11 protein-coding genes are annotated in these 12863 nt (G+C 50.6%); 3 read left to right on the top strand and 8 right to left on the bottom strand.

The genetic code is table 11. From position 1 onward, the window contains the following. The first annotated feature begins 21 nt into the window (after positions 1–21). The gene (hpsH, locus tag F3H20_RS07890) at positions 22–957 is read left to right on the top strand and encodes a (2S)-3-sulfopropanediol dehydratase activating enzyme (RefSeq protein WP_149734396.1); all 936 of its coding nucleotides are present in this window, start codon (positions 22–24) and stop codon (positions 955–957) included. Between the two features lie 108 nt (positions 958–1065). Here the strand turns inward: hpsH and sfsA are convergent, their stop codons facing one another. The 4 genes from sfsA to F3H20_RS07870 form a co-directional block, all read right to left on the bottom strand. After that, entirely contained in the window at positions 1066–2193 is a 1128-nt protein-coding gene (gene sfsA / locus F3H20_RS07885) for a DNA/RNA nuclease SfsA (RefSeq protein WP_223191678.1), read from the bottom strand. Between the two features lie 79 nt (positions 2194–2272). Then, positions 2273–2869, bottom strand: coding sequence for an O-methyltransferase (locus tag F3H20_RS07880; protein ID WP_149734394.1), 597 nt, complete (start codon positions 2867–2869; stop codon positions 2273–2275). A gap of 67 nt (positions 2870–2936) precedes the next feature. Next, entirely contained in the window at positions 2937–4781 is a 1845-nt protein-coding gene (locus tag F3H20_RS07875) for an ABC transporter ATP-binding protein (protein WP_149734393.1), read from the bottom strand. Then, complete coding sequence (locus tag F3H20_RS07870; protein WP_223191677.1) at positions 4765–6519, bottom strand: ABC transporter ATP-binding protein; 1755 nt, start codon at positions 6517–6519, stop codon at positions 4765–4767. Before F3H20_RS07870 ends, F3H20_RS07875 begins: the two co-directional genes overlap by 17 nt. Before the next feature lie 163 nt (positions 6520–6682). On the opposite strand from F3H20_RS07870, the gene F3H20_RS07865 reads away from it, so the two are divergent. Continuing rightward, positions 6683–7891, top strand: coding sequence for an MFS transporter (locus tag F3H20_RS07865; protein ID WP_149734391.1), 1209 nt, complete (start codon positions 6683–6685; stop codon positions 7889–7891). 150 nt (positions 7892–8041) lie between these two features. On the opposite strand, the gene F3H20_RS07860 is transcribed toward F3H20_RS07865, so the two are convergent. The 3 genes from F3H20_RS07860 to F3H20_RS07850 all read right to left on the bottom strand — a co-directional run bounded on the left by F3H20_RS07860 (position 8042) and on the right by F3H20_RS07850 (position 10571). Next, positions 8042–8509, bottom strand: a complete 468-nt coding sequence (locus F3H20_RS07860) for a pyridoxamine 5'-phosphate oxidase family protein (RefSeq protein WP_149734390.1) — start codon at positions 8507–8509, stop codon at positions 8042–8044. A 162-nt stretch (positions 8510–8671) separates the two neighbouring features. After that, on the bottom strand, positions 8672–9430 hold the full coding sequence (locus F3H20_RS07855; protein WP_149734389.1) for a DUF169 domain-containing protein: 759 nt from the start codon (positions 9428–9430) through the stop codon (positions 8672–8674). Between the two features lie 238 nt (positions 9431–9668). Continuing rightward, positions 9669–10571: a LysR family transcriptional regulator gene (locus F3H20_RS07850; RefSeq protein WP_149734388.1), complete on the bottom strand. Its 903-nt coding sequence runs from the start codon at positions 10569–10571 to the stop codon at positions 9669–9671. Between the two features lie 126 nt (positions 10572–10697). Between F3H20_RS07850 and F3H20_RS07845 the strand changes: the two genes are divergently transcribed. Further along, positions 10698–11957 (top strand): APC family permease, encoded by a 1260-nt coding sequence (locus tag F3H20_RS07845; RefSeq protein WP_149734387.1) that lies wholly within the window; start codon positions 10698–10700, stop codon positions 11955–11957. Positions 11958–11992: 35 nt separating this feature from the next. Here the strand turns inward: F3H20_RS07845 and F3H20_RS07840 are convergent, their stop codons facing one another. Then, a complete protein-coding gene (locus tag F3H20_RS07840) occupies positions 11993–12715 on the bottom strand; it encodes an HAD family hydrolase (RefSeq protein ID WP_149734386.1) in 723 nt (240 codons plus the stop codon). Positions 12716–12863 lie beyond the last annotated feature (148 nt).

Genomic DNA, 12863 nt, shown 5'->3' with positions numbered 1-12863 from the left:
TTCAATCATTGAGGGGTTAACATGTCTGATGCTAATCTAGCCGGCCAAAACGGCATTGTCTTTAATATCCAACGCTATTCCGTACATGACGGCGCCGGCATTCGCACCGTGGTCTTTCTCAAAGGCTGCCCGCTTCGCTGCCAGTGGTGCAGCAATCCGGAATCCCAGGAACGGGCACCGGAACTGGCCTATAATGAAAAGAAATGCCTTGGCCGAACACTGTGCGGCAGTTGCCAGGCTGCCTGCCCCTACGGAGCGCTGACGGACGGTGAGAATGACAAAATCGCCTGCCGGCGCTCTCACTGCCAGCGCTGCTTCTCCTGCGTGGCCGACTGCCCATCAACCGCCCTGCATATTTTGGGCAAGACCATGACGGTAGCCGAAGTCATGAAAGTGGTAGAAACAGACAGCGCCTTTTATTTCCGTTCCGGCGGTGGCCTGACCATCAGCGGCGGCGAACCGCTCATGCAGGCTGGTTTCGTGACGGCCTTGCTGCGGGAGGCCAAACGGCACTGCATTGACGCTACCATAGAAACCTGCGGTTATGCCGACTGGTCGGCTCTGGCGGAGATCGCCGGTCAACTTAGCCGGATTATCTTCGACATAAAATCGCTGGATGCAGCAAAGCACCGATTTTATACCGGTGCCTCCAATGCCTTGATTTTAGATAACTTTATGAAATTGAGGGAAACGTTTCCCGGACTGGATATTCTGGTCCGCACCCCGGTCATCCCCGGCTTTAACGATTCGCCGGACGAAATTCGGGCCATCCGGGATTTTACTGCCCGCTTTGCCCGGGTCCGCTACGAACTGCTGCCCTATCACCGCCTGGGACAGCAAAAATATACTTTTTTAGGCCGGGATTACCCGCTGGGTGACCGGCTGCTGCCGGAGGGAAAAATGGCGGAACTATCCGCCGTGCTGCAGCCGCCACAGTTTAAAACCACAACCGGATAATAAGTCAAATTTACCGTCAAAGGGGAAGCTGCCGCTTCCCCTTTATTTTTACCCAGAGCATTTTTCCTGTTATTGCTTATACTTATAAAGACAAAGGCGTCAGCCCAGCTATTCTTCTGTCAGGCGGTCCATGCGGAAGTATTGCACCAGCTTCATGAATGGAGGCAAGTGCAGCGGATCTTGGACCATGCCGAACAAATGACTGGCACAGTGGCAGTCGGAACAGCCAAACCCTTCAACCTGCCAGTCGGCGATGCCACTGATTGCCTTGGCCAAATCGTGCTCCAGATTTTCCGAACTGCGGATAGGTATGGCTGCATGAAATTCGCTATGCTCCCGCAGATAGTCAATGTGCCAGTGATATTTCTTACGTTTTCGCTGATGCCGCGCCAGCCGTTTGGCCAGATTGGCCTTTGCCGAACCGACGTAAATATAATATCCCTGTTTAAAACGCACCAGCCCTTTGCTGCCGATCAGAATATCCCGGTCCGCCAACAGACGGATAACAAACAGATAGCAGCCGCTGTCACGGACTTCCTGTTCCAGCATGTCCCAGGGAATGGTAAGGGACCGTACCTGTCCTGGCAGGGCAAAGTCCTTCTGCCAATTGATCGCTACCGCCATAAACATCACCTTATGGTGCAGACTCAAAAAAGTTCTGGCAAATTCCAAATCCGTATGATAGTCCGGCAGGAAATATGCCGCCCGGTCCCATTGTACAAGAAAGAGTACTCCTACCCGGTACCCCTCATCTGCCAGGCGGGCCAGCTCCTGCATGTGCCGGCGGCCCCGTTCCGTAACTGCGTCGGGAAACATGGCCAGATTTTTACCAAATAAGGTGCACGATTTAACCTCCAGAATAAACTGCTCTTCCCCCTTCCCCAGCAGCAAATCGAAACGACTGTGCCCAAAGGGGACTTCCCGCCGCAATACCCGCCATCCGGCAAGCTGGGGAATACATTGGCGGTCAATTAATGTTTCGGCGACCAGGTTGCTGTAGTGAGTATCCAGCATAACCGGCACTCCCTCCCGCTCAATGCCGATAACCTTAAACCCGGTCTTTTTAGCTTTTCCCGCCGACGGTACGAGATACAAGAGGGTACCGGGAAATAAAAGCTCCCACATTCTGCCGGGATTAGGCAAATGGGCAAGCCGAGACGCACCGTCAAATTCACACAACACAACAAACCGGTTTATTCTGCTCTGAAACCGGGCCTCAATAATCTCAGGATACAAGGCTCTTCCTCCCTCAGAAACCACTCTACTTATAAATCTGGTTGCCATCCTTCAAAATATGTATCGTCTCGGCCCGGCGCTATGCCGGAACACCGCTTTTAAACACGACCAATTCTCCCTTGCCTACCGGCACCAGAACAGTTTGATATTGAGGATCGGCTTCAATCATCGCCTGAAACGCACTAAGCTCCTGTCGGTGCGATACGGCATTATCAACAACCAATAAGCCGCCCGGTTTAAGTATCCGGCTGATATCCTCCCACAGAAAGCAGTATTCACTGCGCTTGGCATCCAGGAAGATAAACTGGCTGACGGCAGAATCCATCGCAGCCAGACAGGCGGCGGCATCTATCGTATGAATGGTCACATAAGCCGCCATACCGGCCTGGGCGATATTGTTCCTGGCCATTTCGGCTTTAGCCGTCAGTAATTCAACGGTTGTGACATGACCGCCTGTCGCCTGGGCCGCTCCGGCCAGCCATATCGTTGAATAACCGTTGGAAGTCCCGATTTCCAATATTGCTTTTGCCTGGGTGGACTGCACTAAAATGGCAAGAAACCGCCCCGTATCTTCCGTGATATTTAACATTTTGGCCTGTCGGTCGGTCTGGGCGGCGTCGTTCGCCACCCCTTGCTGCTCTAATTCTTTAAGAAATTCGTATACCTGGGGGTTCACGCTGGTTCCTCCTTGGGCGGCGCTTGGATGGGTCCGCTCTATATTCTAGTACTTTGTTGATAAGGTATTACAGGCTCTTAAACTGATTATTAAACATGCGGTAATAACTTCCCTGCATGGCTAACAAAGCTTCATGCCGGCCTGCTTCCATAACCTCCCCGTGATCAATGACCAGAATGATATCAGCCTCACGGATGGTATTCAGTCTATGCGCAATAATAAAGGTCGTCCGGTCTTTTCTTATATCAAACAACGCATCCTGTATTTGCAATTCCGTACGGGAGTCAATGCTGCTTGTCGCTTCATCAAGGATCAGTATGGACGGACCTACCAGTATGGCCCGGGCAATGGCCAGCAATTGTTTTTGCCCCTGACTTATATTCTCGCCATTTTCCGTCAGCAGCGCATTATACTGACCGGGGAGCCGTCTGATAAACGAGTCGGCATGAGCTCTTACGGCAGCGGCCTTCACCTGCTCATCTGTCGCGTCCGGCTTCCCGTATTTAATATTGTCCCTGACCGTTCCTGTAAACAAATACGTATCCTGCAAAACAATGCCGAAACACCGGCGCAGACTGTCCCTTGTATACTCCCGTAGATCGGAGCCATCCAATAGAATCCGCCCGCCGGTAACATCATAAAACCGGGTAAGCAGATTAATAACCGTCGTTTTGCCGGCGCCCGTGGGACCGACAAAAGCTACCGTGCTGCCCGGTTCGGCAGTAAAATTCACATTTTTTAAGATAGGCGCCCCGGGTCGATAAGCAAAACTGACATTTTCAAATTGTACATGGCCCGCCGGATTTTCCAGTCTTTTCGCTCCCGGTCGGTCGACAGGCTCTTCCTGTTCATCGAGAATTTCAAACACTCGCTCGGCACCGGCAACACCGGATTGGAGAGTATTGAAAATATTAGCAAGATCATTTAACGGTCTGACAAATTGCCGTGAATAACCGAGAAAACTGGCAATGACGCCAACGGTAACCACATCCCGGATGGCCAGAATACCGCCAACAATGGCAATAACGGTAAACCCGATATTATTGATTACGTTCATAATCGGCATGAGAAAGCCGGACCAAATCTGTGCCTTAACACCCACCGTACATAGCGCCTGATTTACCCGCCTGAATTCGGCAATCACTTTGGCCTCATGGTTAAAGGCTTTGATCACCGGAATGCCCGAAATAGACTCTTCTGCTTTGGCATTCAAATGCCCCAGTTGAGTCTGCTGTTCCTTGAATAACCTGCCGGTTTTCCGGGAAATTGTCTTTGTCAGCAACAGGACCAACGGCACCGTAACCAGACTGGCCGAGGTGAGCAGCGGGCTCAAAACAAGCATCATAAGCAAAGAACCTGACAGAACAATGACTCCCGAGATGAATTGAACCAGCGACTGAGCTATGGCGCTGCTTACATTGTCCAGGTCATTGGATAACCGGCTCATCAGTTCACCATGGGTATGCCCGTCAAAAAAGGCAATAGGCAACTGCTGCAGCTTACCAAACAGCGCCGTGCGCAAGCCTCCCACCGCGCGCTGCGCCACGCCGGCCATTAACCAGCTCTGAGCAAACGAAAGCACCCCATCCGTTACATAGGTGAGCAGTAATACACACAGCAGCAGCCCCAGCCGGTCAAAATCGATCTGCCCGCCGGCAGCCGAAATAGTATCCACCGCCAGACCAATGAGATACGGACCGGCCAGCATCAGCGCTGCATCAATTAAAATAAAAATAACGAGCACAAGCAATTGGCCTTGTTCCCGCTTAAGATAAAGCCATAATCGCTGTAGCGTCCCCTTAAAGCTTTTGGGTTTCGGGACAGTACCGTTCACCCTTTTGCCCAGCCGGCCGAAAGCCGGCGGTTGGTAGCGGGATGTATCGGCCTTGTTCCGATCATTTCCTGACGGCATGCCGATTCAGCCCCCTCCCCATCTGCGACTGGAATATTTCCTGGTATACCTGACAGGTTTTGAGCAATTCTTCGTGCGTGCCTGCTCCCACGATCTGCCCGTCATCCATGACCAGAATTTTGTCCGCCGCCATAACTGAGGTTATACGTTGCCCGACCAGGAAGCAGGCAGCCTGGCGGGCGTATTGTCTTATAGCCTGGTTTATTTTCCCTTCCGTTTCGCCGTCGACCGCACTGGTGCAATCGTCCAGGATTAAAATCTCCGGCTTTCTTACCAACGCCCGGGCCAACGACACCCGCTGCTTTTGTCCGCCTGAAAGATTCACACCGCCCTGCCCCAGTTGAGTTTGATATCCTTCCGGCAAGCGGCTGATAAACTCATGGGCCTGGGCAAATACGGCCGCCGCTTCGATTTCGGCTACACTGGCTTCTTCCTTGCCCCATCTGATATTATCCATAATGGTACCCGTGAACAATACCGTCTGCTGCGGCACAATCGCTATCTTTTCCCTTAGCTCCGCCGGCTTGACCTGGCGGACATCGACCCCGTTAACCGCCACAAGACCGGCAGTAGCATCGTAAAAGCGCGGAATCAGATTCACCAAACTGGTCTTTCCCGCCCCGGTTGTACCGATAATACCGACTACCTCGCCCGGTCGGCAAGCAAAGCTGATATTTTTGAGAACGGTGTCATTCGAAGCTTGGTCATAGGAAAAATAAACATGTTCAAAGCTAACCGTTCCCCGGACGGCTTCCTCTGATTCACCGGAGCTGCCCTCCCTGGTCCAGGCCATACCCGGCTGCTGGACCAATACTTCTTCAATCCGCCGGGCTGAGGCCTCGGCCCGGACAAACATATTAAAAACCATAAAAATAATCATGAGGGAAAATAAAATCTGCGTCATATAGTTGATAAACGCCACAATCTGCCCCACTTGCATTTGACCACTGTTAACCCCCTGAGAACCCAGCCAAAGCACGGTCACAATGCCTATATTTAAAGTCAGGGAAACGCCCGGACTAAACAGGGCCATGGCTCGCATGGCCAAAATCGTGCTGCCTTGCAGGTTTTGGTTCACCTGGGAAAACTTATCGGCTTCATAATCGAAGCGGTTAAAAGCTTTTACCACCCGGACACCTGACAGATACTCCCGGAGAACACCATTCATCCTGTCGATGGCCGCCTGTACCTTGACAAACAGAGGGAAGCCCACTTTCATATTAAGCAGGATCAACAACCCGACAAGAGGAACTACGGTTACTAAAACCAGGGACAGATGCATATTCAATTTCACGGCCATAATTATACCGCCGATGCAAAGTATGGGAGCCTTGACAAAAATTCGCATCAGACCGTTAACAAAGTTCTGAACCTGTACAACATCATTGGTCAGCCGGGTGAGCAACGAAGACCTATCCAGTTGATTGATGGCCGAAAAAGACAGGCTATGAATCTTTTCATAAAGCTCCAGCCGCAAGTCGGCCCCCAGCCGCTGCGACACCCGGCTGGAAATGACATTGCGCGCCGAAGCGAACACAGCGCCGAGCGCCGTAATGCCCAGCATAGCACTCCCCATATGCAGGATATAGGTTAAGTTCTTTTCGGCTACGCCGACATCAATAATCCTGGACATAATGGTCGGCTGCAAAAGATCGCATACCGCCTCTAACGTCACAAAGGCCACAGCTACCAGAAATTGCTTTCCATACTTTCTTCCGTATGCATCTACCAATATCACGTGTCTACCTCAATTCAAGCCGTTTTTGCAGCGTTTATTTCAGCTGCTACATAGTCCTAGCAATCGCCGGGATACCTGGATTAAAAGGGTTTCTTTTCTTAAGAGACGAAATACTTCTATATGATCGAAAAGTGATCATGCCTGACGAAAAGGGAGTGTACCGATGAAATCTGCTGCCACAACAGTATTAACCATAAAATATGCGGGCTTGCAGGGTCTTTACTGGATGTCCTTCTGTTCTGTTTACAGCTTCGCCTCCGTCTTTCTGCTGTCGCAAGAATTTGAAAACCAGCAAATTGGCTTTTTACTGGCTCTTGCCAATATCTTATCGGTCATTTTACAGCCAACTATCGGTTCCTGGCTTGACAGGACAGGAAAGCTTTCTGTAAAGGCGGTTATTTCCTGTCTAACGTTGGGCAATATGGCGTTGCTGACCGGCCTGCTGCTCTCTTCCGGCCATCTTGTCTGGAGCGCCGTCCTGTATGGCGGCGCCGTTACCCTGACGCTGACAATACAGCCTCTGCTGAATTCCTTTATCTTTGAGTATATCAATGAAGGCCATCCGGTCAACTATGGCTTCACCCGCGGCATCGGCTCGATATCCTTTGCCTTTCTGTCGTTATTGCTGGGACTGGTAACCACAAAAACCAATCCCTATATTCTTCCCCTGGCCGATATTGCTCTACTCACGGTTTTTCTCCTGCTGGTCCAAACCTTTCCCTTAACGGAAGCGCAAAAAAGGCAGAAACATCTGCCTCACTCTCCCGATAGCCGGGGGGCCGCCCGTAGCTATGCCAGCTTTGCCAAAACATATAACCGTTTTTCCCTATTCTTGCTAGCCTTAACCTGCCTCTTTATTTTCCACACCATCACCAACACTTATTTACTGCAGATCATGAAGCAGATTGGCGGCCAAGACAGTGATTTCGGCCTGTCACTCACCATAGCCGCCGTTTGCGAATTACCTGCCATGCTGGGCTTTGGTCTTTTAGTAACCAAATATACCAGCGGCACACTGCTAAAGGTTGCCGGTTTCTTCTATGTCATACGCAGTCTGCTGTTTCTAATGGCCAGCTCGGTGCTGATGATCAACTTTGCCCAGCTTTTTCAGGGACTTTCCTTTGCCCTCTATACGCCTGCCTCGATTTATTATGTCAACGAGCTAATGAACGACAAGGACAAAGTAAAAGGTCAAACCTTTATTGTGGGAGCCACCACGCTGGGAAGCGTGTTCGGCAGCATGACCGGCGGCTGGCTGCTGGATCACGCCAGCGTGCAAGCCATGCTGCTCCTCGGCATGGCCGCCGCCCTGACCGGCAGCCTTTTACTCTTCTATTCGGTTAAAAGCGACCTGCAGCGGAATCAACCCTAATCCTGTGAATACTGACAGCCTATTTTCCGCAAGCCTTCGTTGTCGTCAGTCGGCATACTAACGGTATGCCTCCTTCCTCCGCCTTGTCTCGTGAAAAATAGCCTCGCCATTATGCCTACAGTTTTAGGATTGACAAGGTACTAGGTTCTCTTATTGTCTGGCCTTGCCGCTCATATGGCTGATCTCTAGTTTCAGTACGGTCGTTTTGGCCAGCGCCCGGTCAATATATTGCAGCCCTGACTCATAATAGTCGGGGCTGTATTTTTTGATCAGCGCAATCAGTCCCAGCCGCTTTTCCTCAGGGTCGTCGATCACCGTCATCCGGCCAAACACAATAGCCGATTTATATTTGGTGGAAAAAGCTGCCGGCAGCAGCTCCACAGCATCAGCCACGGTAAAACAGACGCTGGCATTATGCCGCAGATTGTTCAGTTTCTTTCCCTCCGGGGCACAGTGAAAATAAATTACTCCCGGTACATAAGCAAAGCTCATGGGTACCGCATAAGGAGTATGGTCCTCACTCACGGTGGCCAGTGTTCCCACTTGGGCCGTCTCCAGCAATTGCCGGGTATCCGCCTCCTGCATCGCTCTGTCGTTCCGTCTCATCTCACTAAACATAGTCTCTCCTCCAGCTTCTCCCGCATTGTTATTATAAGTATGTATCAAACTCAATTGTCAGCGTAGTACCTGGTCAGCTTTAATCCAGTGAATACAAACGGTCTATTTTCCGCATCCCTTCCTCCATCTTGGGCTGCAAGAATAGCCTCGTTATTCCCCCTGCTATTTTAAGATTGACGAAGTACTAGTCCGCTGCAGCCGCGTCAGTACTTTTTGCCACGCAGGTTTTTTCAAAAAGCTGTCGGGCACATTGTCCTCCAATTCCCGGAACATGGCATAGGGTACGGCAAAGGACAGCATATCCGGCTCTACCATGGGACGTACGGTAATATCAATCAGGCCTACTACGGCCCGGGGATTGTCCTTTTTCGTTTCCCCGTAAGGTATGAGAAAAACCGACTGACAGCCGGAACCAAAGGGCAGCATAACATTTTCCATTCCTGGCCGGCTATAGTTGGCCAATACGGCCAGCGCCGACAGTTGATCCACATTGGCATAAAAAACAACCAACACCGGCGGCTCCTCGGCAGCAGTTACCTCGGACAGCGGCTTAAACACCACATAAGGAGAAGGAAGATCCGTAATGGGCAAACATTCCACAAAATCCCGCCCTAGTTCCGGTGTTTTGAGATAACCTTCCCCTTCAAAAAGCCCTTCCTTGCCTACAGATAAAAAATACTCAATCCCACCGGGATAATTGGGAAATTGCCCGAAACCCAGTCCGGCTTTACCGCCCGGACAGACAGTTGTCTGGCGTTCAAAAACGGCGGTCCTTCCCTTGGCAGCCGCGATAAACAGCGGAATGATACAGCTCCATTGCCCTTCCTTCCCCTGCAGCGCGCCAGCCGGTTTTTCGTCCCGCAGCAATACCGCCACCGGTTGATACCGTAATTCCAGAGCTTTTACTAAACAGCTTTCCATGTCGTTCCCCTCACTTTATTTTAGTCCCTTAACAACAACAACCGTCGGTTAAACCCTAGTAAAGCACTAGGCAACTAAACAAAAGCACACGATGGGCAAATCTGTCTCCTACACTGTAATTAACCATTCCCGGCTATAACCCTTTAAATAAAAATATGTTTCTATTCTGTTATTTTATCCAACAACCTATAACCCATGCCTTTTCCGCCAAAATGTGAAAAACCGCCCCGAAATCCGGTTACCCCGCTTCAGCCGCCCTGCCCTCGTCAGCCAGAATTACCTTTTCCAGCGCCAGCAACGGCGGCGACATCCATTTATCACGATGAAACAGCATCTGCGCCTGAATCGAAATGTCAAGCCCCGCCACAGGCAAGACTGCCAGTTCGCCACGCTGCAGCTCTTCCCGTACGACAATTTCCGGCAGCAGCGAAATCCCCAGTTCATATTTAACGCATTGCTTAATGGATTCCAGACTGCCAAATTCCAAAATGGTGTTCGCCTCAACCCGTTCTTTTTCCAAGAAGCGCTTCAAATCTAACGGATAACCACAATACCCTTCGGGCAGTAAAAAAGTTTGACCGTTCAACTGACAAACTGTTAACGTCTTCCCTGTGGCCAGTTCATGCTGCGGCGCCGCAACCAGCACCGTCCTTCCTTTGAACAGATTCTTTTGCCGCAGTTGAGGTTGTCCGGCTTCATCCTGCAGGCTAAAGGCCACATCAATGCTATTTTGCTGCAACCACTGGGGAAAATCAACGCAATTGCCTACTCTCAGGTTGACCTGCACCTGCGGATACAAGGTTCTGTACCGTTTCAGCAAGGGCGGCAGCCAAAAAGCGCAAAGCGTCTCAGCGGCTCCTACCACGATAGAACCGGCAAACACCGTATCCTCAGAAAAAGCCTGCCTTGCCGCCTCGGCTTCCCGCACCATACGTTCGGCAAAAGGTAAAAAAAATTTTCCCCGGTCGGTCAAAAATACTTTCCGTCCGATACGTTCAAACAGCTTCACATTCAGGTATGCTTCCAGACTCTGGATATGCTCGGATATGGTCGATTGAGAGTAGTTTAGAGTCCGGGCGGTCTCACCGAAATGCAACAGACGGGCAACAGTTATAAAGGTGACCAGATGTTTGCTGTCCACATTATCACTTCCATCGTTTTTTTCGATTATTATCTTTTAAACAATCGATTTATCATAACCTTACTTTTATGATACGATATAGGAAATTCTGTTGCAATCCAATTCTTATGCAAGGGAGCTCCCTCTATGCAACCGCAAATAAAACTAAAAAAAAGCATTACCTGGCTGCAAGGTTCGGCCTTAACGGTCGGTGCCGTTCTCGGCGCCGGTATCCTGGTTCTGCCGTCCATCACGGCGACCCTGGCCGGCCCGGCCTCACTCATCAGCTGGCTGCTCATGGGGCTGCTATCGCTGCCCATGGTTATCGTTATTAGTCTGATGTCCTCCCGCTTTCCTGATTCGGGAGGTATGGCAACCTATGTCCGGCAAGGGTTTGGTGATTTTGCCAGCCGCCTTACCGGCTTGCTCATGCTGACTGCTATGCCCTTTGGCATGCCCGTTACGGCTTTGATCGGCGCCCATTACCTGGCTAGCGTCTTCGGCTGGTCAGAGGCAGGTATTCACGCAGCAGCGGCCGGTATGCTGCTACTGGCCATTACCCTGAATTACCGGGGTATCGAGCTGTCCGGCCGTACCCAGTTAGGCGTGGTATCAGTGATCCTGCTTATTCTCACTTTTGCTGTTTTGTCTGCCCTGCCCGTCGTTAAGGGTTCGGCCTTTCTTCCTTTGCTTCCCCATGGCTGGACAGCCGTCGGTCAAGCTATGTCATTAATCTTTTTTGCTTTTATCGGCTGGGAAATGATCGGAAATCTAGCGGAGGAATTTAAAAACCCAACCAAAGATATTCCTATCAGCCTGGGCATCTCGGTTATTCTTGTTAACCTGTTATATCTTGCCGTGGCCTTTGTCACGATTGGCAGCAATGTGTATCATTCCCAGACACCGCTCACCGCCATGGTTACCCTGATTTCCTACCGGTGGGGAAACATGGCCGGAACAGTGGTAGCCATTTTAGGTTTTATTGCCTGCTATTGTCCTGTTCAGACCTTTATCGCCGGCTTCTCCCGGCTGGTATATGCCCAGGCCAGGGACGGACATTTCCCGCCCTGCTTCGGCCAATTGCATACCAAATTTCAAACGCCCCATATCGCACTGCTGGCCTTTGCCCCGCTCTATTTATTTATATTGTCGCTAAGCTACGTACTGTCCTGGGACCTGAAAGCACTGATCAATCTGCCCTGCGCTAATTTTCTTATCGTATACCTGCTTAGCATGCTGGCCTCAGCCCGCATTCTTTCCGAAAAAGCAGCCAAACTGTTGGCTTGGTTTAGCGCATTTGTATCCGCCATAGTCTTTTTATTCTCCGGTTGGGCGATCCTGTATCCCCTTGTCATCACAGCCCTGCTGTCTTTACGGCAGTTTCATGCCCGGCTTAAGACGAACTGATTGTGCGCCTGCGCCGGGCGTTTGCCATTTTGCCCTTATAGAAATTCGGCTTGTTTACCCAGCATTTTTTCTACCCAGGCAAAGGCATGCTCTGCCGAAAACTCTGCCATTCCCTTTTTATACAATACATCGGCCTTTTGAAAACTGGCGGGCAGCGGCTGTACCGGTGGGAAAGGGAAAGAAATACAATACATCCCGGCCTGTTTAGCCGACTCCACGCCATACTGCGAATCTTCCAGCACCAGGCAATTTTCCGGCGGCACCCCAAGCCGTCTGGCCGTTTCCAGGAAAATATCGGGAGCCGGTTTTCCCTTCGGCACTTCCTCGGCCGAAACAAACAATTGAAAATAAGAAGCAATGCCGGTAAGTGAAGCCAGTAACTCAATAACCTCTACAGAAGAACCGGAGGCAATGGCCATCGGCACATTTTGAGCCTGCAAAAGCCGCAAGAAGGAAAACATTTCCGGAAAGACTTTGGTATTCTCCCTGGCGATATCCAGATAGTAACGGTTTTTCTTTTCCATCAAGCTTTCCAGAGATTCGGCAATTTGAAAACTCTGCTTAATGTCTTTTATCATATCCAACGAACTGATACCGACATATTTAAGACCCATTTCTTCGGTAAAATCAATATTATATTCCTTTAACAATTTCTTATCGCTCTCATAATAGTTAGGTTCACTGTCAATCAAGGTTCCGTCCAAATCAAAAATAACCGCTTTAATCGGCACTCCCGGATTGTTCTGCCCTTTTGTCATAGTTCCCTCCCGTTTATTAAGCCGGCTGCCGCCGTATAGTCTTCTTTCCCCTATTGTAACAGACCGCGCAAAGCGCCGTAAATAACGCCAGTAAACACTTGAGTACATTTTTACGGCCGGAACCGGCACCGGCATAAAAACATCCCGC

Origin of the sequence: Propionispora hippei DSM 15287 (assembly GCF_900141835.1) — a bacterium.
Classification (GTDB): domain Bacteria; phylum Bacillota; class Negativicutes; order Propionisporales; family Propionisporaceae; genus Propionispora; species Propionispora hippei.
Note: the sequence above shows the minus strand (reverse complement) of the source record. Positions and strands in the feature narration are given on the sequence as shown.